Here is a 26,034-nt window from a genome sequence, read left to right as displayed (position 1 = left end):
GATTGGTTTGCGGGGGCCGGGGACATACGCGCGGCGTGCTGAAGAACATTTTGCCGGGTGTACTGGGTGCGCTCGCCGCCGGTGCGGCGGCCGCCGCCGTCCTCGTTTCCCCCTGGTGGTGGACCGGAGCCGTCCCGTTGCTGCTGCTCGTGGCGGTGGCCGGCCACGACCTCGTCCAGCGGCGCCATGCGGTGCTGCGCAACTACCCGCTGCTCGGCCACCTGCGCTTCGCCCTGGAGGCGCTGCGGCCGGAACTGCAGCAGTACTTCATCGAGCGGAACTTCGACGGCCGCCCCTTCGACCGCGACACCCGCAGCATCGTCTACGAGCGGGCCAAGGGCACGGACGCGGAGGAGCCCTTCGGTACGGAACTCGACCTCTACCGGCCCGGGTCGGAGTACCTGACACCTTCCATGGCCCCGCGCCCGGTGCGCTCGGAGCCTCCCCGGGTCCGGATCGGCGGCCCCGCCTGCACGAAGCCGTACGACATGGCGCTGCTCAACGTCTCCGCGATGAGCTTCGGCTCGCTCTCCGGCAACGCCCTGCTGGCCCTGAACGCCGGCGCGCGGCTCGGCGGCTTCGCCCACGACACCGGCGAGGGCGGCCTCTCGGAGTACCACCTGCGGCCCGGCGGCGACCTCGTGTGGGAGATCGGCACCGGTTACTTCGGCTGCCGCACGCGGGACGGCGGCTTCGACGCGGAGCAGTTCGCCCGCAAGGCGGCGTACGAGCAGGTCAAGTGCGTCTCGTTGAAGATCAGCCAAGGGGCCAAGCCGGGGATCGGCGGGGTCCTGCCGGGCGCGAAGGTGACCGCGGAGATCGCGCAGGTGCGGGGCGTACCACAGGGCAGGACGGTCGTCTCCCCGCCCTACCACCGTGTCTACGGCACACCCCGCGAACTGGTCCGCTTCCTGGCCCGCATGCGGGAACTGGCCGGTGGCAAGCCCGTGGGGTTCAAGCTGTGCGTCGGTTCCCGCCGCGAGTTCCTCGCCGTGTGCAAGGCGATGCTGGAGGAGGGCACCAGCCCGGATTTCATCGTCGTCGACGGGGCCGAGGGCGGCACGGGCGCCGCCCCCCTGGAGTTCGCCGACAACCTCGGACTGCCGCTCGGCGAGGGCCTCATGACCGTCCACAACGCCCTCGTCGGCACGGGCCTGCGCGACCGGGTCAGGATCGGCGCCAGCGGCAAGGTCGCCACCGGTGGTGACCTCGTCAAGCGGCTCCTCCAGGGCGCCGACTACACGAACGCGGCCCGGGCCATGATGTTCGCGGTGGGCTGCATCCAGGCCCAGCGGTGCCACACCAACACCTGCCCCGTCGGTGTGGCGACGCAGGACGCGCGGCGCGCCCGGGCCGTCGACGTCGCCGACAAGTCCCGCCGGGTGCAGCGCTTTCAGGAGGCCACCGTGAAGAGCGCGTTGCAGATCATGGCGGCGATGGGCGTGGACGGAGCACGCGATCTGCATCCCGGCATGCTGCTCCAGCGGTTGGGCCCGGACACCGTGCGTTCCTACGCCGACCTGTACGAGTGGCTCGCTCCCGGGGAGCTCCTCGCGTCGCCCCCGCACTCCTGGTCGGCCGACTGGCGTGCCGCCGATCCCGACCGCTTCGCCCGCTGACCTGAGTGACGATCAGGACCTCCTGGCCCGGACCGTGTGCCGAGAGCGGCTGTAGATGCGGAGGGCCGTTCAGAGACCCTGGATGGCCTGCGCCAGGTCAGATCCGTGGGAGGCCCAGCAGATCACTGAGCCGTCATCGTCGAGCTGTCCTATGAACCACTCACCGTCGTCCCTCACGAGGCACAACTCGCCGAACGCAAGGATCACGTCGGGCCGGAGCGGTTGGTAGTCGTCCTGACCGGCGATCTCAAGGACTACGAGCCGATCCGAGGAGAGCGAGACGGCGCCGGCGTTTCCGGAAAGCGCGCGCACGCGCTCGATCGTCCATCCGGCGGGGAGTCCTGAGTTCACCAGGGCATGGTCCCAGAAGGCCGCCCGTCGCAGCCACTTGTCAAAGACTTCGAGCGGCACGGTTGCCTCGTAGCGGGGACGGCGCGCTTCGGTAGTCGGCCGGGTCGAAGCACCGCGATCAGAGCCGTCAAGTCGTGTTCGGAACAAGGCTGTTTGACGGTTGATGCCGAACGCTTTACCTGATCGCGAAATACGCCATTCACTGTCTTGACCTGCGTCAAGTGCGCCGGAAATAAGGCGGATTGGCGGCGCATAAGGCCATCCGTAGAGGCATCTGGCGTCCGTTCAGCGGACGCGGTAGGGCGAAATCCGGACGTGTTTCGGCCAATACCTGACGCGTACATGGCGATCATCGGGATCGCTGGCAACCTCTCCCCATCCCCAGCAGGACGAGATCGACACGCTCCGCCCGGCCGGCCTCACCGCGGCCGCCGGTTCCACCCCCCACGCATCGAAGGAGTCCGCGTGAAGTCCACGCACCGGCGGAACGCCACCGCCACGGGAGCCCTGTTCGCCGCAGCCGCTCTCCTCACCGTCGGCGTCCAGGCCGGCACCGCCAACGCGCAGCCCGAACCGTCCGCGAACGCCGCCGCCCCCAAGGGCCAGGTCCGCAACCCGGGCGCGCTCCCCGCGCAGCTCACCCCCTCCCAGCGCGCCGAGCTCATAGCCAAGGCGCAGAGCACCACGGCCGCCACGGCGAGGGAACTCGGCCTCCAGCCACAGGAGAAGCTCCTCGTCCGCGACGTGGTCAAGGACCAGGACGGCACCACGCACACCCGGTACGAGCGCACGTACGAAGGGCTCCCCGTCCTCGGCGGAGACCTCGTCGTCAACCGCACCGCGGCCGACCGCACCCAGAGCGTCAGCAAGGCGTCCGAGGCCCAGCTCCAGGGCGTCTCCACCTCCGCCCCGGCCGACGCCCCGGCCGCCGCCTCCGCGAAGGCCCTCGACGCCGCGAAGGCGGTCGGCTCGAAGGCCGACAAGGCCGACGCCGCTCCCCGCAAGATCGTGTGGATGGCGAACGGCGTGCCGACCCTGGCGTACGAGACGGTCGTCGGCGGGCTGCAGGACGACGGCACCCCCAACCAGCTCCACGTCATCACCGACGCCAGGACGGGCGCGAAGCTCCACCAGTGGCAGGGCATCGAGACCGGTGTCGGCAATACCCACTACAGCGGCCAGGTCACCCTCGGCACCTCGTCGTCCGGTTCGAGCTTCACGCTGAACGACGCGGCCCGCGGCGGCCACAAGACGTACAACCTCAACCACGGTACGTCGGGCACGGGCTCGCTCTTCACCCAGTCGACCGACACCTGGGGCAACGGCCTCAACTCCAACGCCGCCACCGCGGGCGCCGACGCCGCCTACGGCGCCGGAGTCACCTGGGACTTCTACAAGAACGTCTTCGGCCGCTCCGGGATCCGCGGCGACGGCGTCGCCGCCTACTCCCGCGTCCACTACGGCAACGCGTACGTCAACGCGTTCTGGGACGACAGCTGCTTCTGCATGACGTACGGCGACGGCACGAACAACAACGACCCGCTGACCTCACTGGACGTCGCCGGCCACGAGATGTCGCACGGCGTCACCGCGGCCACCGCGGGCCTGGAGTACAGCAACGAGTCGGGCGGCCTGAACGAGGCCACCTCCGACATCATGGGCACGTCCGTCGAGTTCTACGCCAACAACCCGAGCGACCCTGGCGACTACCTCATCGGCGAGAAGATCGACATCAACGGCAACGGCACCCCGCTGCGCTACATGGACAAGCCGAGCAAGGACGGCGGCTCCGCCGACGCCTGGTACTCCGGCGTCGGCAACCTCGACGTCCACTACTCCTCGGGCCCGGCCAACCACTGGTTCTACCTGGCCTCCGAGGGCTCCGGCGCCAAGGTCGTGGGCGGCGTGAGCTACAACTCGCCCACCTCCGACGGCCTGCCCGTCACCGGCATCGGCCGGGACAAGGCACAGCTCGTCTGGTACAAGGCGCTCACCACCAAGTTCAACTCCACCACGGACTACGCCGGTGCCCGCGCCGGCACGATCGCGGCGGCGACGGAGCTGTACGGGGCCGGCAGCGCCGAGGTCAACGCCGTCACCGACGCCTGGGCCGCCGTCAACGTCGGCGCCCGTTCGGGCGGCGGCAACCCGACCCCGGGCAAGGTCTTCGAGAGCACGACCCAGGTGGCCATCCCGGACTACCCCGGCCCCGCGGTCACCTCGTCCGTCGCCGTCACCGGCGTCACCGGCAACGCGCCGAGCACCCTCAAGGTCGGCGTGAAGATCACCCACACCTACATCGGTGACCTCCAGATCGACCTGGTGGCCCCCAACGGGACCTCGTTCCGCCTGCAGAACTCCTCCTCGGACTCCACGGCGAACCTGGACAAGACCTACACGGTGAACGCCTCGGCCGTGGCGGCCAACGGCACCTGGAAGCTGAAGGTCCAGGACAAGGGCGCCGCCGACGTCGGCACGATCACGGACTTCAAGCTCACCTTCTGACCGGCCGGCCGGCCGACCGGCCACGGTCTGACACAGGTGCCCGGAGCCCCACGGCTCCGGGCACCTTCGCGTACGCGGAAACGTACCGGCCGGCCACTTCCCACGGGACGGTGATCCTCACGGCGGTGTCCGTCCGTCATGCCACCCGAGCACGGGGCCGGAGGTACCGTGCGGCCCCCTGCATGCGGCCGACCCGGCCCCCGCCGCGTAGTCTGCGGCCATGACCGACGATCGTATGAGTGTCCAGGAGACTCTCACCACGCTTCTGGCCGGCAACGAACGCTTCGTCGCCGGTGCGCCCGAGCACCCCAACCAGGACGCCGCCCGCCGCACCGAGATCGTCCCGGCACAGGCTCCGTTCGCCGTCCTGTTCGGATGCTCCGACTCCCGGCTCGCCGCCGAGATCATCTTCGACCGTGGGCTGGGCGACCTGTTCGTGGTACGGACGGCGGGCCACGTCGTGGGCACCGAGGTGCTCGGCAGCATCGAGTACGGCGTCAGCGTCCTGGGCTGCCCGCTCGTCGTCGTCCTCGGCCACGACGCCTGCGGCGCGGTCGCTGCCACGCGCGCCGCCGTGGAGGACGGGGCCACCGCGGGAGGCTTCGTGCGGGACGTGATCGAGCGCGTGACGCCGAGCGTGCTGGCCGCCCGGGCGGCCGGCCACACCGAGGACGGCGACTTCATCGCCGAGCACATACGGCACACCGTCGACCTGTTGCTCGACCGCTCCCGGCTGCTCGCCGAGCGTGTCGCGGCAGGTGAGGCCGCTGTCGTGGGCCTGGCCTACCGCCTCGCGGACGGCACCGCCCAGCTGGTGACCGCCCGTGGCCTGGACGTCCCGTCCGTCCCCGCGATCTGACCGCCTCGGGCAGGCCGGGCCGCGGCGCCGGCCTGCCCGGGAGCCTCAGCCTTCTCGGAGGTCGGGTACGACGGCCCGCAGTCGTTCGGCGCTGATCGCGCCGGCGCGCAGCAACCGGGGGGCCGGCCCGGTGAGGTCCACGATCGACGACGGCACGTCCGCCGTCGTCGGTCCGGCGTCCAGGTAGACCGCCACCGTCTCCCCGAGCATGTCCTGGGCGGCGTCACAGTCCTGGGGCGAGGGCTTGCCCGTCAGGTTCGCGCTGGAGACGGCCAGCGGCCCGGTCTCGGCGAGCAGGGCGAGGGCCACCGGATGGTCGGGCATCCGCACCGCGACCGTGCCGTTCGTCTCCCCCAGGTCCCACCCCAGCTCCGGCCTGTGACGGACGACCAGGGTCAGCCCGCCCGGCCAGAACGCGCTCACCAGCTCCCGCGCTGCCCGCGGCAGCTCGTCGACCAGGTCGTCCAGGGCCTGCGGGGAGCCGACCAGCACGGGTGAGGGCATGGCCCGCCCACGTCCCTTGGCGTCCAGGAGCCCGGCCACAGCCCGGGGCGCGAAGGCGTCCGCACCGATCCCGTACACCGTGTCGGTCGGCAGCACCACCAGCTCGCCGCGGCGTACGGCGGCCGCGGCCTCCCGCAGTCCCTCGGCCCATTCCGACTCGTTCGAACAGTCAAAACGACGCGACACAACGCTCACCCTCCGCAGGGGCTCCGGCCCCCGCCTGTCGATCCGTACCAGCAGACGGCCGAGACCGGTCCGTCACCCCACCAGTCTCCCCCGGCTCGCGCACCGGTCGTGGTGGAGGTCCAGGGTCGCGCCGTGGCGGGACTCGCCGAAGGCCTTCGCCGACCGGCCCACCGATCGGGTGACGGCGTCAGGCGCAGGCGTCCTCGAGGGCGACGTGCCGCACTGTGCGCAGCGTCGACCGGAGACTTTCCAGATCGGTCGAGCCCAGGGCGAGCCGGATCGCCTGTGGCGTGTGCGTCGTGGTGGTGAACGGCTCCGCCGTGGTGACCGAGATGCGCCGGCGTGCGAGGGTGGCGGTCAGGCGGTCGGCGCGTGCGTCGTCGGGCAACGGCAGCCAGGTGAAGTAGGACGAGGCGTGGCCGGTGAGCCGGAGACCCGCCAGTTCCTGCCTGGCGAGTGCCTGGCGCGTCGTGGCGTCGTCCCGCTTCTGAGCTTCCAGGTGCTGCACCGTGCCGTCGTCGAGCCAGCGGCAGGCGATGGCGGTGGTGAGGGCGGGTGTGTTCCAGGTGGTCGCCCGGATGGCACGTTCGAGCGAGGGCACCACCCGAGGCGGGGCGAGGACGAACCCGACCCGCAGGCCGGTGGCGATGCTCTTGGACAGTCCCGAGACGTAGACGGTGATGTCCGGCGCGGTTGCGGCCAGAGGCGGTGGAGGGTCCTCGACCAGGTAGGCGTACGAGGCGTCCTCGATGATGAGCGGACCGTGCTTCCGAGCGATCCCGGTCAGGCGGGTGCGGTCGGTTGCCGTCATGACCCAGCCCAGAGGGTTGTGCAGGGTGGGCATGGTGTAGATCGCGCGCACAGGGCGGGTCGCGCACAGTCTCTCCAGGGCATCGAGATCCGGTCCGTCGGCGGTGGTGGGAATGGGTTCCAGGTCGAGATGGAAGGCGTGCGCGAGCACCTTGAAGCCCGGGTAGGTGAGTGCGTCGACCGCGACGACGTCGCCGGCGCTCAGGGTGGCCATGATGGTGACGGCCAGGCCGTGCTGGGCACCGTTGGTGATGAGGAGGTGATCCGCGTCGGCGGTGATTCCCCGGTGTCCGAGGTGGCGTGCGATGGAGGCTCTGTCCTGTGGACGCCCTCGGTGTGGTTGGTAGCGCAGCAGCGAGTCGAGATCACCCGAGGTGGCGACCTCGCGCAGGGCCTGCCGCAGGAGATCGGTCTGGCCGGGCAGCGACGGGTAGTTGAAGCTGAGGTCGACCGCGTCCGTGGCGACTGCCTGCTGATCGATGCCGTGCCCGGTGGGGACCGCGATGTCACGCACGAAGGTGCCGCGGCCCTGTTCTCGGCTCACCAGTCCCGCCGCTTCGAGCTCGGCGTACACCCGGGTCGCGGTCACCACGGCGATGCCCTCGCGAGCGGCGAGAGCGCGGTGGGTCGGCAGGCGCGCCCCCGGGGCGAGGCGCCCGCTTCGGATGTCGGATGCGAGCGCGTCGACCAGCTTCTTGTACCGCGAGGCAGCCATGCACCGGATTGTATCCATGACAATTCTTTGACTGTCCTGCTCGCGGATCCCTACCGTCGCATCACACCCATTCGGAAGGGACACCCGTCGTGCACATCGCCATCCTCACCTTCGAGGGCTACAACGAACTCGACTCCCTGATCGCGCTCGGTGTGCTCAACCGCCTCAAGTCCGATGACTGGCGCGTCACCATCGCGACCCCCAGCGCCAAGGTGACGTCGATGAACGGGGTGGTCATCGAGCAGATGTCCACTCTTGAGGAGGCCTGCGCCGCTGACGCCGTCATCGTCGGCAGCGGCATCGCCACCCGCGAGGTGACCGAAGACCCGGCGATCATGAACGTCCTGCAGGGTTTGGACCCCTCGCGCCAGCTCATCGCGGCACAGTGCTCCGGCGCGCTCGTGCTGGCCAGGCTCGGCCTGCTGGGCGGTATCCCCGCCTGCACCGACCTCATCACCAAGCCGTGGGTCGTCGCCGCCGGCGTCGAGGTCCTCAACCAGCCCTTCTACGCCGAGGACAACATCGCCACCGCCGGCGGCTGCCTGGCCTCGCACTACCTCGCCGCCTGGATCATCGCGCGCCTCAAGGGCAACGACGCCGCCGAAGGTGCGCTGCACTATGTCGCCCCGGTCGGCGAGAAGGAGGAGTACATCGAGCGCGCCTGGCGCAACATCGCCCCCTACCTGCCCGCGCCGGCGCTCGTCTGACCGACGCCGACGGGCTGTGCGACGGCCGTTGCGGACAACACGATTCTCGCTGGCGGTCGTTGCAGCGGCGTTGCGGTCGTGTGGCGATCACCACGGGCGGCTCGGTCCCCGCCCACGAGGGCGGCCCGCTTACGATCAGCACCGGGGCACCCGGCTCCCCCGCGCGGTCCGTACGCGCGACCGCCCCGCCGGAACCACCCGTGCCCGAGTAAGGAACCTCAGATGCCCGCCCCGCTGAACAGGCCCCACCGGCAACTCCACGGCGGCGACGGCCGACGGGAGGCGAACACCTCCGCGGTGCTGCGGACCGTGCTCGACCACGGGCCGGTGGCGCGCAGGCGGATCGCGGCCCTCACCGGGCTCAGCCCGGCAGCGGTCTCGCGGCAAGTGGTCGACCTCGCCCGGCTGGGGCTGGTGCGGGAGCGCCCCGAGCTGGTCGCCGCGGCGGGCGTCGGCCGGCCGCAGGTTCCGGTGGACATCGACTGCGGCCGGGTCGCGGTGGCCGGTGTGCACATCGGGGTGCCGGGCGCGACGCTGTCCCTGATCGACCTGCGCGGGCGCGTCCTGGCCAGGGAGGACGTGAGCAGTCGGGAGCCCGGCCCGGCCGGGATCCTGGGCCGGGTGACCAGCCGGCTGCCCGCCTTCCTCGCCGCGCACAGGGGTGGCCTCACCATCGCGGGCGTCGGTGCGGTGCTGGGGGGAAGGGTGGATCCGGAGCGGGGGATCGCGGTGCGGCACGAACCGCTCGGCTGGTACGAGGTACCGCTGCGCGACGCGCTGGAGCGGGTCACCGGACTGCCGGTGTACGTCGACAACCACGCGCGCGCCCTCGCCCAGTCGGAGATCCTCTTCGGCCATCCCGATGCGCAGCACAGCATCGTGGCGGTCTTCGTGGGCCATGTGGTCGACGCGGCTCTGGGCAGTGGCGGCCGGGTGCACCTCGGCCCGCGTGCGGCCACCAGCGACCTGGCGCACCAGCCCGTACCCGGCAGCCGGGCGAAATGCGCCTGCGGCAGGACCGGTTGCTTCGAGGCCGTCGTCTCCGACACCGTCCTGTTCGCGCAGGCCGCGGAGCGGGGCATCATCGCCGAACCGGACCGCGCCCTGCTCTGCGAGGCCGTGGCGGCGGGGCACCCCGGCGCCGACCACCTGGTGCTGCGCCGGGCTCGGTTGATCGGGCGGGCGGTCGCGCTGCTGGCCGATCTGGTCAATCCGGACGTGGTGGTGGTGCACGAGACCTTCTCCGGGGCCCATCCCCGGTACCTCGACGCGATCCGTGAGGAGGCGGTCGCGCGCTCGCACCTGTGCGACGACCCGGAGCGGATCGTGGCTCCGGGAACCGGGGAACGGGCACTGGACGTCGCGGCCGGCACGGCCGTTCTGGCCAACATCTACGGCGATCCGCTACGAACAGCGGCGTTTGACCAATCATCGGGTGTCTGACAATCTGCGCGCATGACCCAGACCGTGCGGCTCGTTTCCCGCCGGCATGTCGACCTCTGTCGCCATGCCAGCGCGATCTGTGCCGTGCCGTCGCCGGGCTGTCCCCGCTGATTCCGACTTCAGCCTGACGGCCGTCCCGGCCGCGGTCCCGGCGTTCCCGTTCCCCGAGACGGTCGGGCGACCCGGCCGCTCCCCTCCCACCGCGTTCCGCGCTCCTGACCGGATCTCCGCGTCGCGGCTTCCCGTGCTCCACCCCGCTCCCCCTGCCACGGACCGCACCCGGTCCCACCTGGGGTGAATTAGTTCCGCTCAGATTGCAATTAAGTTTCCCTCTCGCTTCCTCCTCGCCAAGGCGGTTCCATCATGACCACCCTCCCTCCCCTCTCCCGGCGGGGCCTGCTGCGCGCCGTGGGCGCCGGCTCCCTGCTCATGACGCTGGGCGCCTGCCGTTCCGCGGTCGACGACAGCGCGCCCGCCGCCGCTGCGGGTGCCCGCAGGGGAGGTACCCTGACGGTCGCGCACGGGGTCGACTTCACTCCGGCCCTGCTCTTCGCGGTGAGCGCGATGACTCTCGTCCCGCGCCTGGTGTTCAACACCCTCACCCGCTACGACGACAAGCTGCGGCCGCAGCCGGAACTGGCCAAGTCCTGGCAGGTGGCACCGGACGGCAAGAGCATCACCTTCACACTCCGCGACGACGTCACCTTCCACAACGGCCGCAAGTTCACGGCGGACGATGTCATCTTCGCCGTGCAGAACCTCCAGAACCCCGTGCGCGCAGCCCAGTTGAGATCCACGGCGGCCGCAGTCACCGCGTTCGAGAAGCGGGGCGACCACGAGATCACGCTCGGCCTCGCCCATCCCGTCAGCAACCTGTTCGACCTCTTCGAGTTCATGTTCATCGCCGACAAGGACTCCGTCGAGGACGCCGTCACCGGCAAGCAGCTCATCGGCACCGGGCCCTACACCTTCACCGGCCGCAACCCGGGCGCCTCGCTCAGCTTCGCGCGCAACGAGCGCTACTGGCAGCCCGGCCGCCCCTACCTGGACAAGGTCGAGATACGCATCATCCCGCAGCCCGACTCGCTGCTGTCCTCGCTCCGCACCGCCCAGTCACAGCTCTCGTTCGACGTCCGGGGTCAGGACGTGGCGCAGTTGAAGGACGACAAGCAGTTCCGGATCAAGGGCTACGACACGGGCGCCGGTGCCCTCTACCTCGGCGCGAACGTCAAGGAGCAGTACACCAGCGACAAGCGCGTGCGCCAGGCACTGTCCTGGGCCGTCGACCGCGAGCGCATCGTCAAGCAGGTCCTCGGCGGCTACGGCCAGGCGAGCGCGGCCCCCTGGCCGAAGTCCTCCCCGGCGTACAGCGATGCCAACGCCACCCGCTACCAGCACGATCCGGACAAGGCGCGGGCCCTGCTGAAGGAGGCCGGGCACGACAGCCTGTCCCTGCCGCTGGCCCACGCGTCGGTCCCGAGGGTGACGGCCATCGCCCAGATCATCCAGTACGACCTGAAGCAGATCGGCATCACCACCGAGCTCCAGCCGTACGACTCGGCGACCATGCAGAAGAAGCTGATCGCCCAGCAGATGCCGGCGCTGTGGACGATGGGCCACGGCTTCGCCCAGGTCCACCCTTCCACCCTGGCCGTCAGCGCCTACCCCTTCAACGAGGCCAAGAACACCTCGCAGTTCAGCTCACCCGCCTACACCGAGGCGGTACGGGCGGCCTGGGTGCGCGATGACGCGGAGGGCCCCGAGGCGCTGGCGGCCTACCAGCGGATCAGCGACCAGCTCCTGGACGAGGCCTTCATCATCGACCTCGCGGTGGAGGCGCAGGTGGAGGTCGCCACGGCAAAGGTCCACGGAGCGGACCTCAACAAGTTCGGCTACCTCGTCCTCGACGACGCGTACCTGGTGTGACGCCGTGGGCTCCTACCTGTTGAAGAGGATTCCCTCAGCGCTGCTCGTCCTGGCGCTCGCCTCGTTCGTCGTCTTCGTGATCCTGCGCCTCATCCCGGGCGACCCGGCCACCACCCTGGCCGGACCCGACGCCGGTCCGGCGGCCGTCGAGGCGATCCGCGCCCGACTCGGCCTGGACCGGCCGCTGTCGGCCCAGTACGTCACCTGGCTCGGCGATCTCGTACGCGGCGACCTCGGCCCCTCGTACGCCATCGGCGGCGAGGTGTCCGACCTCATCGGCCAGGGGCTGGGCCGGACGGTGGAGCTGACCGTCGGCGCCCTGGTGCTGACGGTCGCGCTCGGCCTGGCGCTGGGGGTGCTCGGCGCGACCGGGCGCGGTCGCGGGGTGCGCGCCGCGGCGCGGGCGGTGGCCACCGCCGCGCTGGCCGTGCCGCCGTTCGTCACCGGGATCGTGCTGGTGCTGGTGTTCGCGGTGGCCCTGCGCCTGCTGCCCGCCGGCGGGTACCAGTCGGTGCTCGACGCCCCCGACATCGGCCTGCAGTACCTGCTCCTGCCCGCTCTGTGTCTCGCCCTGCCGAGCGCCGCCGTCCTCGGGCGCTACCTCAAGGACGGGCTGGAGCGCGCCCTGGCCGAGGACTACGTACGCACCGCCACGGCCGTGGGCGTCACCCGACGGCGCATCATCTGGCGGCACGCGCTGCCCAACGCCCTGCCGTCCTCCGTCACCGTACTCGGCATGCAGATCGGGCAGCTGCTCAGCGGAGCCGTGGTGGTGGAGGCCATCTTCGCCTGGCCGGGGCTGGGCATGCTCGCCGAACAGGGGGTGGTCCGCCGTGACTACCCCGTCGTCCAGGCCCTGCTCCTGCTGCTGGTCGCGGTGTTCGTCGCCGTCCAACTGCTCACCGACATCGTCCACGCCTGGCTGGACCCCCGGATCAGGTGGGAGTGAACCATGACGACCACGACCTTCCCGCTCCGCGCCCGCAACCGCTACGTGGGCGGACTGCTCACCGTCCGCGGCATCACCGGACTCACCCTGGTGTCCGCGATCGCCCTGGCCGCGCTGCTGGCGCCGCTGCTCACCTCCGCCGACCCGCTGGCACAGAGCGGCGACGCCCTGCTCGGTCCCTCGTCGCGGCATCCGTTCGGCACGGACGACCTCGGACGGGACCTGTTCAGCCGGGTGCTCCACGGCATCCGCGCCGACCTCGCCATCGGTCTGACGGCCGTGCCCGTCGCCGCCGCGGCGGGCTGCGCCCTCGCCATGCTCTCCGTCTCCTCCCGGGCTGCCGATGCCGCCGTCCAGCGGGCCTTCGACCTCGTGCTGGCTTTCCCCGGGCTGATCCTCGCCCTCACCATCACCGCCATCTGGGGGCCGGGCCGGCTGCCGGTCGTGGCCGTCATCGCGCTGGCGGAGACACCCGCTTTCGGCCGGCTGCTGCGGGGCGGCATCCTCGTGCAGCGCGAACGCGAGTACGCCGTCGCCGCACGGGTCGGCGGAGCGGGGCGGCTGCGCGTCCTGTTCCGCCATGTCCTGCCCAACGCGATCGACCCCATCGTGGTCCAGATGGCCACCGCCCTGTCGATCGCCGTGTTCATCGAGGGGGCCATGAGCTTCATCGGGGTCGGCATCAGGCCCCCGGAGCCCTCGCTCGGCAGCATCCTCAGCCAGTCAACGGGCTACATGGGCACCCACCCCGCCTTCGCCTTGGCGCCGCTGATCGCGGTGACCGCACTCGTCATCGGCTTCGCCCTCGTCGCGGAAGCCCTGAACCGGGGGATCCGGCAGTGACCCAGGCCACGACCCGCACCACCACCGGCACCACCGGCACCACCGGCATAGCCGACACCGGCACCACCGCCTCCGGCCTGCGCGCCCGTCCCGTGCTGGACGTGCGCGGCCTGCACGTCGGGTTCCCGCTCGGCGGCCGGACCTCGCACGCGCTCCGGGGCGTGGACCTCTCCCTCGCCGCCGGGGACACGCTGGGAATCGTGGGTGAGTCCGGCTCGGGCAAGTCGACCCTGGCGCTCGCCCTGACGCGCATGCTCCCGGGTGCCGGCCGCATCACGGACGGCTCCGTGCTGCTCGACGGCCAGGATCTCGCCACCGCTCCCGAAGAGGCGCTGCGCCGGGTCCGCGGCGGGCGGATCGGGATGATCTTCCAGGACCCCATGGCCTCCCTCAACCCGGTGCTCTCCATCGGGCAGCACCTGGACGAGGCGATGCGCGCGCACGGCCGCGGCGACCGGCGCTCGCGCCGCGGGCGCACGCTGGAACTCCTGGACCTGGTCGGGATTCCCGACCCCGCACGGCGAGTCGACGACCACCCGCACCAGTTCTCCGGCGGTATGCGCCAACGCGTCATGATCGCCCTCGCACTCGCCAACGAACCCGACGTCCTGCTCGCCGACGAACCGACCACGGCGCTCGACGCCACGGTCCAGGACCAGATCCTGACGCTGCTCGAACGGCTGAACCGGGAAACGGGCACCGCTCTCGTGCTCATCACGCACGACATCGGCGTCGTCGCCCGCTCCTGCCGTCGCATGCTGGTCATGTACGGCGGCACGGTGGTCGAGGACGGGCCCACCGACCGGGTCCTCGCGGACCCCCGACACCCCTACACCGCCGGGCTGCTGGCGGCCGTGCCCCGGCTGGAGTCCCCCTCGGGAACCCGGCTGCGGAGCATTCCCGGCAGCCCGCCCGACCCCGCCGCCACCACCGGGGGGTGTGCGTTCGCGCCCCGCTGCGCGCTGGCCGAGGACCGCTGCCATGAGCGGGCGCCCGTTCTGACGCGGGCTGCGGCCGGCGTCCGTGCCGCGTGCTGGGTCACCGGTCCGAAGGACGTCGTCATCGCGCAAGCCTCCGCTCAACCCTCCTCGGAACCACCCGCCGACCTCCGGACCCGGCCGGCCACGGACCCGGCCGCCACACCGCTCCTTGAGGTCACCGGGCTGCGCAAGACGTTCCCCGGCCGGGGGCGCGCCGGGCGCCGCGATCCGCGGGTCGCCCTGGACGGGGTCGACCTCGTCCTGCACGCCGGCGAAACGCTGGGGATCGTGGGTGAGTCGGGGTCGGGCAAGTCCACTCTCGCGCGCACCATCGTCCAGGTCCACGCACCCACCTCCGGCGTCGTCCGGTTCCGGGGGCGGGAGCTGTCCGGGGCGTCCCCGGAAACCTCCCGGGCGCTGCGCCGCGAAGTGCAGATGGTCTTCCAGGACCCCTTCTCGTCCCTCAACCCCCGGATGACCGTGAGCCAGATCATCGCCGAGCCGCTGATCGCGCACGGTCTCGGCGACCGTGCGCAGCGGGCGGAACGGGTGGCCGCGCTGCTGCGGCAGGTCGGACTCGATCCGCAAGCCGCCGGGCACCACCCGCGCGCGTTCTCCGGCGGCCAGCGCCAGCGCATCGGCATCGCCCGGGCCCTGGCCCCGGAACCGTCGGTCCTCATCTGCGACGAGCCCGTCTCCGCACTCGACGTCTCCGTCCAGGCCCAGGTCGTCAATCTCCTGTCCGACCTGCAACGTGACCTGGGGCTCGCCCTGTTGTTCATCGCCCACGATCTCGCGGTGGTGCGGCAGATCAGCCATCGCATCGCCGTGATGCACCGCGGACAGGTGGTCGAGACCGGCCCCGCCGACGAGGTCTGCACCCGCCCGGCACACCCCTACACCCGCATCCTGCTCGGGTCCGTACCCAGGACCGCGCCGTCCTCTCCCCCGTCCTCTTCCAAGGAGCTCCGCCCGTGACCACCCCCGACACCCCCGACACCCCCGCCACTCCCTCCACCCCGGCCACTTCGGACACGCCGAACCGCCGCGATCCCTACGCCGGCTTCGCCGGACGGGTCGGCCGCACCTTCGCCGAGTCCGAGCCCTCCTGGCAGCCGCCGCGCCGGCCCGGAGGCCGCGCCCCGAACGTCGTCGTGGTCCTCGTCGACGACATGGGATACAGCGACATCGGGCCGTTCGGCTCGGAGGTCCCCACCCCCGTGCTCGACGGACTGGCCGCGGACGGCGTGCGCCTGGCCAACTACCACACCATGCCGCTGTGCTCCCCCGCCCGTGCCGCCCTGCTCACGGGTCTCAACCCGCACCGCGTCGGGTACTCGACCGTCGCCAACTTCGACCCCGGTTTCCCCGGGTACGGCATGGAAGTCGGGGAGGACATCCCCACCCTCGCCGAGGTCCTGCACGACGCGGGCTACGCCACCTACGCCGTCGGCAAGTGGCACCTGACCCGCGACTCGGCGTCCAACGCCGCCGACGACCGGCGCAACTGGCCGCTGCAGAAGGGCTTCGACCGCTACTACGGCGTACTGGAAGGCCTGACCAGCCTCTTCCACCCGCACCAACTGGTCCGCGACAACAGCCCGCTGGACATCGACGAACTGCCCGACGGCTACTACTACACCGACGACATCACCGACCAGGCCATCTCCATGGTCAAGTCACTCCGCGCCCACGACCCCGACAAGCCGTTCTTCCTGTACGTCGCCCACAACGCGGTCCACGGCCCCCTCCAGGCCAAGGCCGTCGACGTCGAACGCCATCGCGGACGCTACGACGGGGGCTGGGACGCCCTGCGCCACACCCGCTTCGCCCGGCAGATCGCCGACGGCCTGTTCCCCGAGGGGACCACCCTGCCGGAACGCAACTCCGAGGCGGGCTTCGACGTAGGTCCCTGGGACGGTCTGACGCCCGAACAGCAGCGCCGCTACGCCCGCTACATGGAGGTCTACGCGGCCATGGTCGACAACATCGACCAGAACCTCGGCCGGCTCACCGACACCCTGCGCGCACTCGGCGAACTCGACAACACCATCATCGTCTTCACCTCCGACAACGGCGGCACCGGCGAGGGCGGCGCCGAGGGAACGCGGAGCTACTTCAGCCGCTTCGTCCATCAGCCCGTCCCGGAAGACTGGAACGAGGACGTGGACCGGGACACCGACCTCATCGGCGGTCCGCAGAGCCTGGTGCACTACCCGCGCGGCTGGGGCATGGCCTCCAACACGCCGTTCCGGCTCTACAAGGGCCAGACCTATGCGGGCGGCGTGCGCGTGCCGTTCGTCATCTCCTGGCCCGAGGGACTTCGGCGGGCCGCGGGCGACTCCGGGGTCCGGCAGCAGTACCAGTACGTCACCGACATCACCCCCACACTGCTGGAACTCGCCGGCGTGCGCCGCCCGGAGCTGTGGCGCTCGCGGGCCGCCCAGGAGCTCGACGGCGTCAGCTTCGCCCCCGTCCTGCGCGACGGGCGGACGCCCGGCGCCCACACCGAGCAGTACTGCGAGATGTCCGGCAACCGCAGCTACTACCGCGACGGCTGGAAGCTGGTCACGCTGCACCGCCCGGGCGCACCGTACGACGACGGCGAGTGGGCGCTGTACGACCTGCGCACCGATCCCACCGAAACCACCGACGTGGCGGGGGCGCACCCGGAGGTGGTGAAGGAGCTGGCCGCGGCGTGGGAAGCGGCGGCCTGGCGCAACGGCGTCTTCCCCCTGGCCGACGGCAGTGGCGCACTGGCCCGGCGCAACCCCGCCGAGGAACGGTTCCACCGCCCCCTGACCCTCCTGGCGGGCACTCCCGAGCTGGAGCGCTACCGCTCCTCCCGGCTCATCTCGTTCCGCTCCTTCGACGTCACCGTCGAACTCGACGAGCATGCCGCCTCTGACCAGGGCGTACTGGTGTCGCACGGCGACCAGGGCGGCGGCTACAGCCTGTACGTGGAGGGCGGGCGGCTGCGTTTCGCGTACAACGAGTACGGCCGGCTGCACGAGACCGACGCCGGCCCGCTGCCCGCGGGCCGGCGGACGGTCACGCTGTCGGCCGCCGCGGTGGAGGGCCTGCGCTGGGAGTTCCGCGTCCTGGTCGACGGCGTGGAGACCGGCCGTTCGCACAGCGTCCACCAGCTGATCGGTATGGCGCCCCTCCAGGGGATCAGCGTGGGGGTGGACCGCAAGTCCCCGGTCTCCTGGCCGGTGTACGAGCGCCACCGCAGCTTCCGCTACACCGGCCGCCTGCGCTCGGTGACGTACACCCCTGGTGAACGGGCACCCTACGAACCGGCGCTCGTGGCGCGCGCCCTTCGAGAGGCGGCCGCCGCCTTCGAATGACGGGCGGACGCGCGCCGGCCCGGCAGCACACCGCCCGCGGGGATGTGCCGAACCTGCGGGTGCCCCGGGGAGGGTCAGCGCTTGAGCGTGAAGGTGAAGTCCCCGGAGAGCTTGCCGCTCAGCCGGACCGCTGAGACGAGCTTCCCGTCCGTGATCAGTCTCTCGACTTCGGCCCGTGAAAGACCGCACCCCTCGGAGATCAATCGGACCGGCCTGACCGGGATCCGCGCTGCGAAGCGCACCGAGACGTCGATCACCTCGCGGTCCAGGTGATCCGAACCGCCGGTGTCGAGGCGCCAGGCGCCGTCCCAGTCGAGGGCGATGTGGTTGCGGCGCCGCACGACCGGGTCCTGGAGCAACTCGGCGGCCAGACCGGGGTCGTTGGCATGCAGTCGGTCCAGCAGCTCGGGTCGTACGGAGCGCACGTGCGCCCGCTCCAGGACCGTGAGTTTCGCCGTGTCGCCGCACGCGGTGCAGAGGACGAGGAGCCAGGCGTCGAGGAGCTTGTGGTTGGCGTTGACGCGGAACTTGCCGTTCGGCCGGAAGCGCCGGGACGCGCACGTGTGGCATCGGCGGAGGACGAGCGGCAGGCAGGTGGGAGCGACCACCCAGGTATTGAGCACAGAAGTACACCGGTTCCAGTGAGAAGACCGCAGCAGAAAGGAGCGCGGCGCACAGGTGCGACGCGCGACGAATCAGCAATCGGGGGGTCTCACACGGTGTACAACGGAACGTCCTTGCCTAGACGACTGGTCCGGCAGCACGGTAACGACGCGCACGGGGTCGGCACCACCGGTTTTGTGGCGCCCTATGCCGACGGTGCCGCCTGGGGCGAGCGCCTCGGGCGCGGCACGGGGGGCTCGGTCTCGTGCCGGAGATCATCGCGCTCCGCCGCCGGTCTGGAGGGTGAACCAGGTGGTCTTGCCTCCGCCGGTGGGGCGCACGCCCCAGCTGTCGGCGAGGGCGTCGACCAGCAGGAGGCCGCGCCCGGATTCCTCGTCGGGGGCGGCGAGTCGGGGCTGAGGCAGGTGGGGGCTGTGGTCGCTGATCTCGACGGTGAGTTCGGCCGCCGTGCGGCGCAGGTGGAGGCCGAGTGGGCCCTGGGCGTGCTGGATGGCGTTGGTGAGGACTTCGGAGACCAGCAGTCGGGCGTCGTCGGCCAGGTGGGCGCAGTCCCAGGCGGTGAGGGTCTTGGTGAGGAAGGAGCGTCCGTCGCCCACGGAGGAGGCCCGGGTGGGCAGTTGCATGGTGGCGCTGGCCAGCGGGGCGGCGGGCAGCCGGGCCAGGAGCAGGGTGACGTCGTCGTTGTGTCCCTCCACATCGGGCAGCAGCGCGGCCAGGACGTCGTCGGCGATGGTTTCCAGGCCGTTGGCGGTGGCGAAGGCGCTGTCCAGGGTGCGGACGAGTTCGGCGAGCCGGTAGCCGATGTCGCTGCCGGGGGTCTCGATCAGGCCGTCGGTGTAGAGGACGAGGGCGGCGCCCGGCGGGACGGCGGTACGGGCCTGCTCGTGCGGGACGCCGCCGACACCGAGCGGGGCGCTGACCGGGGCCTGCAGCTCCCGCACCCCGCCTGCCGGGTCGATGAGCAGTGCGGGCAGGTGGCCGGCCGAGCAGACGGTGACCTCGGCGGTGTCCGGGGCCAGGACCAGGTAGCAGCAGGTGACCAGCTGGTCGGGCAGGTTGAGGTCGGCGACGATCGCGTCGAGGTCCTGCATCAGCTGGCGGGGCTCCATGCCGGTCTTGGCCAGTGCGTGGGCGGCGGCCCGCAACTGGCCCATGACGGCGGCGGCGTCCAGCCCGCGCCCCATGACGTCACCGATGAGGATCCCGACCCTGCCCGCCCCCAGCGGGATGAGGTCGAACCAGTCACCGCCCACGCCGGCGCCCTGGGTGGCGGGCAGGTATCTGCTGGCGGTGGACAGGCCCGGAATGGCGGGCGGGGTGCCCATCAGGCTGCGCTGCAGGGTCAGAGCGATGTGGCGCTGCTGCTCGTACAGGGCCTGAAGTTCGGCTTCGGCCCGCTTGCGGTCGCTGATGTCCCGTACGATCGCGCACGCGCCCTCGACCGTGCCGTCCTCGGCCCGTGTGGGCCACAGGGTCACGTCCACGTCCACCAGCCCACCGCCCCGGGTGACGCGGAGGGTCTCGAAGTGCTCGATCTTCTCCCCTCGGGCCAGCCGCTCCAGCAGCACGGCGACCTCATGGGTGCGGTCGGGCAGCGCCAGCATCGCCACGTGGCGGCCGATCGCCTCCTCGGCGGTGTAGCCGTACAGCCGCTGGGCGGCCGCGTTCCAGTAGGTGATGTGCCCGTCGAGGGTCTTGGCGAGGATGGCGTCCTGGGAGGACTCGACGAGAGAGGCGAGCTGGTTGATGTGCTGTTCGGCGGCTTTGCGGTCGCTGACGTCGCGGACAGCGGCGGAGACCAGGAGCCCGTCGGTGGTCTCCAGCGGGCTCAGGCTGATCTCGACGGGGAACTCCGTGCCGTCCTTGCGCAGCCCGTGCAGCTCGAGCCCCGCCCCCATCGGCCGCACCTGCCGGCTCGCCGCGTAAGCACCCCGGTGGGCAGCGTGCTGGGGCCGGAACCGGCCAGGGATCAGCAACTCCACCGGCTGACCCAGCAACTCCTCGCGCCGGTAGCCGAACAGCGTCTCGGTCTGCGCGTTCACCAGCCTGATGACACCACCGTCGTCCACGATGACCATCGCGTCCGGCGCCGCCTCCAACAGCCCCCGGAACCGCTCCTCGGCGGCCTTGCGGTCGCTGACGTCGCGGACAGCGGCGGAGACCAGGAGCCCGTCGGTGGTCTCCAGCGGGCTCAGGCTGATCTCGACGGGGAACTCCGTGCCGTCCTTGCGCAGCCCGTGCAGCTCGAGCCCCGCCCCCATCGGCCGCACCTGCCGGCTCGCCGCGTAAGCACCCCGGTGGGCAGCGTGCTGGGGCCGGAACCGGCCAGGGATCAGCAACTCCACCGGCTGACCCAGCAACTCCTCGCGCCGGTAGCCGAACAGCGTCTCGGTCTGCGCGTTCACCAGCCTGATGACACCACCGTCGTCCACGATGACCATCGCGTCCGGCGCCGCCTCCAACAGCCCCCGGAACCGCTCCTCACCCGCCCCCGTCCGGTCATCCGGGGAGGCAGCGGCGCAGCGGCGGGCCGCGGGCCCCGCCGCTGTGGACTCGCTCGTCGACGCTGTACTGGCCTCGTCGTTCATATCGGCCCCAACCGGCTGGCATATCAACGGTGAATAGGCCCATCACATCGCATCGGCGTCCCGGCACCGCCCGGATGCCATCTACTGGCCGCTCAGTGGCCGAATCTGTCCGCTGTGCTTCGACAAACCATCGTTCCTCGAAGCCGTCCCGCAGGGCGGCTCGGACCCTTCACGACGCCGACGGCTGTTGAGAGGCGGCCGGTGGTGCGAAGAGCGCCTGGACGGTTTCGGTGGCCAGGTCTCGCATCCAGGTGTGGGCGCGGTCGTTGTCGTAGCGCTGGTGCCACAGCAGGTACAGGGGGACGTCGGGCAGCGGGAGTGGCGACGGCAGCGTGGCCAGGCCGAGTCGTTCCCGGGCCGTGCGGGTGACCGCGTCGGGGAGGGTCACGACCAGGTCGGTGTCGAGGGCGAGTTGCAGGGCGAAGGCTGCGGTGGGTCCGGCGGCGACGACGCGTCGTTCGAGGCCGCGTGTGGCCAGGGCGTCGTCGATCGGGTCGCGCAGGTTTCCGCGCCGCGAGACGGTGAGGTGTTCGGCGGCTGCGTAGCGCTTGAGGCTCAACGGGCCTTCGGTGAGCGGGTGGCCCGGGCGGACGGCGACGACCAGCCGGTCCCTGCCGACCAGGCGGTGGCGGATGTCGGGGAGCGTCGGAGCGCCGGAGCTCGATTCCAGGTCGACCTCACCCCGGCGCAGCTCCGCGTCGTCGGTCCCGGGTTCGGCGGAGAGGCGCAGCCGGACGCCGGGGGCCTGACGGCGGGCCGCAGTGGTCAGGGCGGTGCCGCAGGCTGCGGTCAGTGCGTCGTGCCAGCGCACGGTGAAGACCCGGTCCAGAGCCGCCAGGTCGAGTTCCTGCTGCGCGGAGAGGAGCTGATGGGCCTGCTGCACGAGGGCGTGGACCTGGGCGCGCATCGCCAGCGCGCGGGTGGTGGGGACCATGCTGCGGCCGGTGCGGACCAGGATCTGGTCGCCGGTGGCCTTGCGGATGCGGCCCAGGGAGCGGCTCATCGCCGGTGCGGTGACGTGGAGGCGTGCTGCCGCGCCGGCGACACTGCCCTCTTCCAGCAGGGCGTCCAGGGCGGTGAGCAGGTTCAGGTCCAGTTGCATGGGAGTAACTCTACAAGTGACAAGCATGCACTTGTTGTTAATAGTCAGGCGGCCTACCTTCGGAGTGCGGGGGCGATGTGACAGCCCCGCTCCGATCCGCCCGGACCGATCCCGAGGAGCCCACCATGAGCACAGCCATGCCCTTCAACGCCGGTACGACCCTGCTGTCCGACGTGACGGCCGCGGTGACGGCCGCCGGCGCCACGCTGCGCGACCGCTACACCTCCCACGCCCGGGGCGTGAGTCTGGACGAGGTCGTCGGCGAGATCCACGCCAACGACGACGCGGTGCTGGACGTGCTGCGGGAACCGCTGCTGCGGGCCCGGCACGGCTCGCAGTGGGCGGAGGACGAGCTGGCCGGTGGCGCGCTCCCGCCCGGGGAGTGGTGGGTCGTCGACCCCGCCGAGGGGAACATCAACCACGTACACGGCATGGAGGACTGGGCCGTCACCGCCACTCTGGTCCGCGACAACCAGCCGGTACTCACCGTGGTCCACCTGCCCCTGACCGGCGACACCTACACCGCCGTCGCCGGCGGCGGCGCCCGTCTCAACGGCCGGCCCCTGAAGGTGTCCGCCAAGACCGACCTGGGCGCCGCGCTCACCGGCACCGGCCAGGCCAAGCCCGGGGAGGACGAGCGCACCTTCCGGCGGATCGGTGACTCGGTCACCGCCATGCTCGTCAACGGCCTGGTCGTGCGCGTGTCCGTGCCCGCCACGATGCAGCTCATCCACGTCGCCGCCGGACGCATGGACGCGTTCTGGCAGTTCTCCGACGTCCGCTCCGGCCTGGTCGCCGGTGCCCTGCTGGTCTCCGAGGCCGGAGGCACCGTCACCGACCTGAGGGGCGAGCCCTGGAACACTGCCAGCCGCGATTTCCTGGCCGCGGCCCCCGGCATCCACGGCGCCGCCCTGAAGGTCCTCTCGCCGATCGCCTGACCGGACATCCCCGCTCTCACCCCACCCCGATCACCGCAAGGAGCATCACCGCATGACAAGCATCGGCATCCTCGGCGCCGGCCGCGTCGCCACCCGCCTCGCCGGCAAGCTCTCCGAGGCCGGACACCACGTCACCCTCGGCCGGCGGAACCCGACGGAAGACACCGCAGCTGCTGCCGGCGGCACGGACCCCCGCGTCTCCTTCTCGGACCAGCGCACCGCCGCCCGAACCGCCGAGATCGTGATCAACGCGACCCCGGGAGACAGCACCCTCGACCGCCTGGCCGCCCTGCGAACCGAACTCGCCGGCAAGATCCTCGTCGACGTCTCCAACGCCACCCGCGACGCAGCTGACGGCCTGCCCGTCGACCTGTGCTATCCCGGCAGCAGCCTCGCCGAGAAGCTCCAGGCCGCCCTCCCCGACACCCGTGTGGTCAAGACCCTCAACACCATGCTGTTCACGGTCATGACCGCTCCCGAAACCCTGGCCACCCCACCGACCGCCTACCTCTCGGGCAACGACGAACACGCGAAGAAGACCGTCACCGGCCTGCTGCGCGACCTGGGCTGGCAGCCCGGATGGATCGAGGACCTCGGCGACATCACCACCGCCCGCGCCACCGAAGCCATGATCCTGGTCGTACCCCACATCCTGCGCCGACGCGGCTTCGAGCCCTTCGCCGTCTCCCTCGCCCGCTGACCTGAGCGCTCCGGGCGGCTGGGCCCGCGGTCGCGGGGCGGCGCGTGCGGGGTCGCCTCGCGGGCATGAGCGTGGAGAGGGGTGGTCCGCGGACCGCGCCGGACCACCACCGTACGCACGACCGGACGGATGGAGGCGAACGGCATGGCGAAGGACGGTCTGAGCAAGGGCGACGACGTCTCGTGGAGCAGCCACGGCCAGAAGGTGACGGGGAAGGTCCAGAAGAAGATCACGCACCGGACCCGGGCGGCCGGCCGCACCGTCGACGCCTCGAAGGAGGAACCGCAGTACGAGGTGGAGAGCGACAAGTCCGGCCGGACCGCGGTGCACAAGCCGCAGGCACTGCACAAGAAGGGCAAGGCCTCCTGATGGCAGGCGACCGGCGGCACGGCGGCGAGGACGGCGGCCAGGAAGCATTCGCGGCCGCGGTCAACATGACTGCCGGCGAGCTGGAGAGCTGGCTGGACACCGAGGAGTCGAAGAGCGTCGGACAAAGCGACGGCGGCGAAAGCGTGGGACACGCCTCCGGCCGCCGTATCGTCAGACTCCTGCGGAAGAAGAAGGCGGACCTCACCGACGACGATCTCGGCCACATGCGCAAGGTCGTCGGCTACGTCCACCGTCACATCGAGCAGCGCCCCGGCGGCGACGTCACCGAGACCCGGTGGCGCTACTCACTGATGAACTGGGGCCATGATCCGCTCAAGTAGCGGTTCGGGTACGCCGGCCCCGCCTGAGCGGCAGGGGGTCGCCGACCGGGGCCGGACCGCGGCTCAGGCCAGCAGATTGACGGCGTGCTGGAAGAGGCCGGGGAAACGTGCCGCCGCCGGGGTGATCAGAGGAGCCAGCCGGGGTCGGTTGCGCGCCCACAACAGGGACCGCGTCAGCATCCGGTAGTCGCGGGACAGTCGGCACCACGCCCGTTCATAATCCTGCGGGCGCCCCGCGCTCAGGCAGCGGACCAGTTCCGCCGCCCCCAGCAGGGCCAGGCTGAGTCCCTCACCCGTCAGAGCGTCGACGTATCCCGCGGCGTCACCCACGAACAGCACCCGGCCGGCCACCCGGCAGCGCGCCTGCTGGCGCAGCGGCCCCGCGCCCCGGACGGGTGTCCGGCGGGCCGTCGAGAGCCGGGACTCCAGCACCGGGAAGCGTGACAGCTGGACGTCGTAGGGCAGTTGCTCGGACGTCAGGATGGCGATCCCGACCTGCTGCGGGCCCAGCGGCGTGACGTACGCCTCGCAGCCGGCCGACCAGTGCACCTCCACCAGGTCGCTCCACGGCTCGACCGAGTAGTGGCGGCGCAATCCGTACCGGGGCGGCTGACGCCTGGGGTCCGGCCGTACGGCCAGGCCGAGCGCCCGGCGGGTCGGCGAATGCAGTCCGTCCGCTGCGACGAGGTATCGGGCTGCCATCCCGTCCGCCGTGACGTGGGCTTCGTGCCGGCTGACCAGGCGGACCCGGTGCGGGAGGATCCGGACACCGAGCCGGGCGGCCCGCGCGGCGAGTGCCTCGTGCAGCAGGAGGCGGCGCGCACCGAGGCCGTGCCCCGCCTTGAACCGGGCTTCGGCGCTCTGGCCGCCGGCCGCGTCCACGTAGCGGATACCGTGCAGGGGCCGGCCGGGCACTTCGATGCCGAGCGCTTCCAGAGCACGTACCGCGCCCGGCATCAGGCCCTCGCCGCATGCTTTGTCGATCGGCGTGGGACGTGGTTCGGCGACCACCACGTCGAAGCCGGCGAGCGCCCCGTGGATGGCGGTGGCCAGACCCGCCGGACCGCCTCCGACGACGAACAGGTCGATCACGGTGTCGCGCCGGTGACGGGGAGGGCCCGCAGGGGCGCCAGCGCCGCGTCCTCGCAGCGGATGCGAACGGTCAGCAGCGCCGCGTTCAGCAGCGTGAAGCCCACGGCGGTCACCCATGCGGTGTGCACCAGGGGAAGGGCCAGACCCTCGACCGCGACGGCCAGGTAGTTGGGGTGGCGGAGGTGGCGGTAGGGGCCGGAGACGACCGGGGGAAGGCTCGGCACGACCAGCACGCGGGTGTGCCAGCGGGGGCCGAGGGTGCTGACGCACCACCAGCGCAGCCCCTGCGCGGCCAGGGCCAGGGCCAGCGCGGGCCAGCCGAGCAGGGGCAGGAAGGGCCGGTCGGCCGCCCAGGGCTCCACGAGGCAGCCGAGCAGCAGTGCCGTGTGCAGGGCGACCATCGCAGGGTAGTGCCGGGCCCCGTGTTCGCGGCCTCCGCGGGCCTCGCTCCAGCGGCCGTTGCGCCGTGCCACGACGAGTTCGGCGCACCGTTCACCCACGACCAGCAGGACCAGCACGACGTACGGAGTCAT

General features: G+C 71.6%; 23 protein-coding genes. 15 read left to right on the top strand and 8 right to left on the bottom strand.

Annotated elements, in window-relative coordinates:
- Positions 1–38 precede the first annotated feature (38 nt).
- Positions 39–1,619 carry an FMN-binding glutamate synthase family protein gene (locus ACZ6Y1_RS26950; RefSeq protein ID WP_469635101.1) on the top strand — a complete coding sequence of 527 codons (1,581 nt, stop codon included), beginning with the start codon at positions 39–41 and terminating at the stop codon, positions 1,617–1,619.
- Positions 1,620–1,688: 69 nt separating this feature from the next.
- Here ACZ6Y1_RS26950 and ACZ6Y1_RS26945 read toward each other — a convergent pair whose 3' ends face one another.
- Positions 1,689–2,030, bottom strand: coding sequence for a hypothetical protein (locus ACZ6Y1_RS26945; protein WP_469634924.1), 342 nt, complete (start codon positions 2,028–2,030; stop codon positions 1,689–1,691).
- Between the two features lie 405 nt (positions 2,031–2,435).
- On the opposite strand from ACZ6Y1_RS26945, the gene ACZ6Y1_RS26940 reads away from it, so the two are divergent.
- Both ACZ6Y1_RS26940 and ACZ6Y1_RS26935 read left to right on the top strand, forming a co-directional pair.
- Positions 2,436–4,475, top strand: coding sequence for a M4 family metallopeptidase (locus tag ACZ6Y1_RS26940; RefSeq protein ID WP_469634921.1), 2,040 nt, complete (start codon positions 2,436–2,438; stop codon positions 4,473–4,475).
- A gap of 220 nt (positions 4,476–4,695) precedes the next feature.
- Positions 4,696–5,334 (top strand): carbonic anhydrase, encoded by a 639-nt coding sequence (locus ACZ6Y1_RS26935; protein ID WP_469634918.1) that lies wholly within the window; start codon positions 4,696–4,698, stop codon positions 5,332–5,334.
- A gap of 45 nt (positions 5,335–5,379) precedes the next feature.
- Here the strand turns inward: ACZ6Y1_RS26935 and ACZ6Y1_RS26930 are convergent, their stop codons facing one another.
- Positions 5,380–6,024: an L-threonylcarbamoyladenylate synthase gene (locus tag ACZ6Y1_RS26930; protein WP_469634916.1), complete on the bottom strand. Its 645-nt coding sequence runs from the start codon at positions 6,022–6,024 to the stop codon at positions 5,380–5,382.
- A 187-nt stretch (positions 6,025–6,211) separates the two neighbouring features.
- Entirely contained in the window at positions 6,212–7,549 is a 1,338-nt protein-coding gene (locus ACZ6Y1_RS26925) for an aminotransferase-like domain-containing protein (RefSeq protein WP_469634912.1), read from the bottom strand.
- Between the two features lie 89 nt (positions 7,550–7,638).
- On the opposite strand from ACZ6Y1_RS26925, the gene ACZ6Y1_RS26920 reads away from it, so the two are divergent.
- From ACZ6Y1_RS26920 to ACZ6Y1_RS26885, 8 genes are all read left to right on the top strand, one after another.
- Positions 7,639–8,256 carry a DJ-1/PfpI family protein gene (locus ACZ6Y1_RS26920; protein WP_469634909.1) on the top strand — a complete coding sequence of 206 codons (618 nt, stop codon included), beginning with the start codon at positions 7,639–7,641 and terminating at the stop codon, positions 8,254–8,256.
- A 222-nt stretch (positions 8,257–8,478) separates the two neighbouring features.
- Positions 8,479–9,699, top strand: coding sequence for an ROK family protein (locus ACZ6Y1_RS26915; RefSeq protein ID WP_469634906.1), 1,221 nt, complete (start codon positions 8,479–8,481; stop codon positions 9,697–9,699).
- Positions 9,700–9,711: 12 nt separating this feature from the next.
- Complete coding sequence (locus ACZ6Y1_RS26910; RefSeq protein ID WP_469634903.1) at positions 9,712–9,810, top strand: putative leader peptide; 99 nt, start codon at positions 9,712–9,714, stop codon at positions 9,808–9,810.
- Positions 9,811–10,062: 252 nt separating this feature from the next.
- Complete coding sequence (locus tag ACZ6Y1_RS26905) at positions 10,063–11,625, top strand: ABC transporter substrate-binding protein (protein ID WP_469634900.1); 1,563 nt, start codon at positions 10,063–10,065, stop codon at positions 11,623–11,625.
- A 4-nt stretch (positions 11,626–11,629) separates the two neighbouring features.
- Positions 11,630–12,574 (top strand): ABC transporter permease, encoded by a 945-nt coding sequence (locus tag ACZ6Y1_RS26900; RefSeq protein ID WP_469634897.1) that lies wholly within the window; start codon positions 11,630–11,632, stop codon positions 12,572–12,574.
- A 3-nt stretch (positions 12,575–12,577) separates the two neighbouring features.
- Entirely contained in the window at positions 12,578–13,417 is an 840-nt protein-coding gene (locus tag ACZ6Y1_RS26895; protein ID WP_469634894.1) for an ABC transporter permease, read from the top strand.
- A 77-nt stretch (positions 13,418–13,494) separates the two neighbouring features.
- A complete protein-coding gene (locus ACZ6Y1_RS26890; RefSeq protein WP_469635098.1) occupies positions 13,495–15,375 on the top strand; it encodes a dipeptide ABC transporter ATP-binding protein in 1,881 nt (626 codons plus the stop codon).
- Positions 15,372–17,747 (top strand): arylsulfatase, encoded by a 2,376-nt coding sequence (locus tag ACZ6Y1_RS26885; RefSeq protein WP_469634890.1) that lies wholly within the window; start codon positions 15,372–15,374, stop codon positions 17,745–17,747. Before ACZ6Y1_RS26890 ends, ACZ6Y1_RS26885 begins: the two co-directional genes overlap by 4 nt.
- A gap of 74 nt (positions 17,748–17,821) precedes the next feature.
- Here the strand turns inward: ACZ6Y1_RS26885 and ACZ6Y1_RS26880 are convergent, their stop codons facing one another.
- The 3 genes from ACZ6Y1_RS26880 to ACZ6Y1_RS26870 all read right to left on the bottom strand — a co-directional run bounded on the left by ACZ6Y1_RS26880 (position 17,822) and on the right by ACZ6Y1_RS26870 (position 22,061).
- Positions 17,822–18,370 (bottom strand): DUF1062 domain-containing protein, encoded by a 549-nt coding sequence (locus ACZ6Y1_RS26880; RefSeq protein WP_469634887.1) that lies wholly within the window; start codon positions 18,368–18,370, stop codon positions 17,822–17,824.
- A gap of 255 nt (positions 18,371–18,625) precedes the next feature.
- Positions 18,626–20,959: a SpoIIE family protein phosphatase gene (locus tag ACZ6Y1_RS26875; protein ID WP_469634884.1), complete on the bottom strand. Its 2,334-nt coding sequence runs from the start codon at positions 20,957–20,959 to the stop codon at positions 18,626–18,628.
- 169 nt (positions 20,960–21,128) lie between these two features.
- Positions 21,129–22,061, bottom strand: a complete 933-nt coding sequence (locus ACZ6Y1_RS26870) for a LysR family transcriptional regulator (RefSeq protein ID WP_469634880.1) — start codon at positions 22,059–22,061, stop codon at positions 21,129–21,131.
- Between the two features lie 125 nt (positions 22,062–22,186).
- On the opposite strand from ACZ6Y1_RS26870, the gene ACZ6Y1_RS26865 reads away from it, so the two are divergent.
- The 4 genes from ACZ6Y1_RS26865 (at position 22,187) to ACZ6Y1_RS26850 (ending at position 24,409) form a co-directional block, all read left to right on the top strand.
- Complete coding sequence (locus ACZ6Y1_RS26865; RefSeq protein WP_469634877.1) at positions 22,187–22,999, top strand: inositol monophosphatase family protein; 813 nt, start codon at positions 22,187–22,189, stop codon at positions 22,997–22,999.
- 52 nt (positions 23,000–23,051) lie between these two features.
- Positions 23,052–23,699, top strand: coding sequence for an NADPH-dependent F420 reductase (locus tag ACZ6Y1_RS26860; protein ID WP_469634875.1), 648 nt, complete (start codon positions 23,052–23,054; stop codon positions 23,697–23,699).
- 144 nt (positions 23,700–23,843) lie between these two features.
- Entirely contained in the window at positions 23,844–24,068 is a 225-nt protein-coding gene (locus ACZ6Y1_RS26855; RefSeq protein WP_469634872.1) for a hypervirulence associated TUDOR domain-containing protein, read from the top strand.
- The gene (locus ACZ6Y1_RS26850) at positions 24,068–24,409 is read left to right on the top strand and encodes a DUF3140 domain-containing protein (RefSeq protein WP_469634870.1); all 342 of its coding nucleotides are present in this window, start codon (positions 24,068–24,070) and stop codon (positions 24,407–24,409) included. The genes ACZ6Y1_RS26855 and ACZ6Y1_RS26850 overlap by 1 nt, the downstream gene beginning before the upstream one ends.
- Positions 24,410–24,472: 63 nt before the next feature.
- Here the strand turns inward: ACZ6Y1_RS26850 and ACZ6Y1_RS26845 are convergent, their stop codons facing one another.
- Both ACZ6Y1_RS26845 and ACZ6Y1_RS26840 read right to left on the bottom strand, forming a co-directional pair.
- Positions 24,473–25,501: an NAD(P)/FAD-dependent oxidoreductase gene (locus ACZ6Y1_RS26845; RefSeq protein ID WP_469634867.1), complete on the bottom strand. Its 1,029-nt coding sequence runs from the start codon at positions 25,499–25,501 to the stop codon at positions 24,473–24,475.
- Positions 25,498–26,034: an isoprenylcysteine carboxyl methyltransferase family protein gene (locus tag ACZ6Y1_RS26840; protein WP_469634864.1), complete on the bottom strand. Its 537-nt coding sequence runs from the start codon at positions 26,032–26,034 to the stop codon at positions 25,498–25,500. The genes ACZ6Y1_RS26845 and ACZ6Y1_RS26840 overlap by 4 nt, the downstream gene beginning before the upstream one ends.

This window comes from Streptomyces sp. NPDC053432, assembly GCF_055585365.1.
This window is presented reverse-complemented; position numbering and strand designations above follow the sequence as displayed.

What these genes read in the sequence shown, in the direction of transcription:
- ACZ6Y1_RS26895 (WP_469634894.1), top strand. Translation starts at nt 12,578, where the DNA reads ATGACGACCACGACCTTCCCGCTCCGCGCCCGCAACCGCTACGTGGGC.
- ACZ6Y1_RS26840 (WP_469634864.1), bottom strand. Translation starts at nt 26,034, where the DNA reads ATGACTCCGTACGTCGTGCTGGTCCTGCTGGTCGTGGGTGAACGGTGC.
- ACZ6Y1_RS26915 (WP_469634906.1), top strand. Translation starts at nt 8,479, where the DNA reads ATGCCCGCCCCGCTGAACAGGCCCCACCGGCAACTCCACGGCGGCGAC.
- ACZ6Y1_RS26870 (WP_469634880.1), bottom strand. Translation starts at nt 22,061, where the DNA reads ATGCAACTGGACCTGAACCTGCTCACCGCCCTGGACGCCCTGCTGGAA.
- ACZ6Y1_RS26935 (WP_469634918.1), top strand. Translation starts at nt 4,696, where the DNA reads ATGACCGACGATCGTATGAGTGTCCAGGAGACTCTCACCACGCTTCTG.
- ACZ6Y1_RS26905 (WP_469634900.1), top strand. Translation starts at nt 10,063, where the DNA reads ATGACCACCCTCCCTCCCCTCTCCCGGCGGGGCCTGCTGCGCGCCGTG.
- ACZ6Y1_RS26875 (WP_469634884.1), bottom strand. Translation starts at nt 20,959, where the DNA reads ATGAACGACGAGGCCAGTACAGCGTCGACGAGCGAGTCCACAGCGGCG.
- ACZ6Y1_RS26850 (WP_469634870.1), top strand. Translation starts at nt 24,068, where the DNA reads ATGGCAGGCGACCGGCGGCACGGCGGCGAGGACGGCGGCCAGGAAGCA.
- ACZ6Y1_RS26925 (WP_469634912.1), bottom strand. Translation starts at nt 7,549, where the DNA reads ATGGCTGCCTCGCGGTACAAGAAGCTGGTCGACGCGCTCGCATCCGAC.
- ACZ6Y1_RS26860 (WP_469634875.1), top strand. Translation starts at nt 23,052, where the DNA reads ATGACAAGCATCGGCATCCTCGGCGCCGGCCGCGTCGCCACCCGCCTC.
- ACZ6Y1_RS26865 (WP_469634877.1), top strand. Translation starts at nt 22,187, where the DNA reads ATGAGCACAGCCATGCCCTTCAACGCCGGTACGACCCTGCTGTCCGAC.
- ACZ6Y1_RS26855 (WP_469634872.1), top strand. Translation starts at nt 23,844, where the DNA reads ATGGCGAAGGACGGTCTGAGCAAGGGCGACGACGTCTCGTGGAGCAGC.
- ACZ6Y1_RS26910 (WP_469634903.1), top strand. Translation starts at nt 9,712, where the DNA reads ATGACCCAGACCGTGCGGCTCGTTTCCCGCCGGCATGTCGACCTCTGT.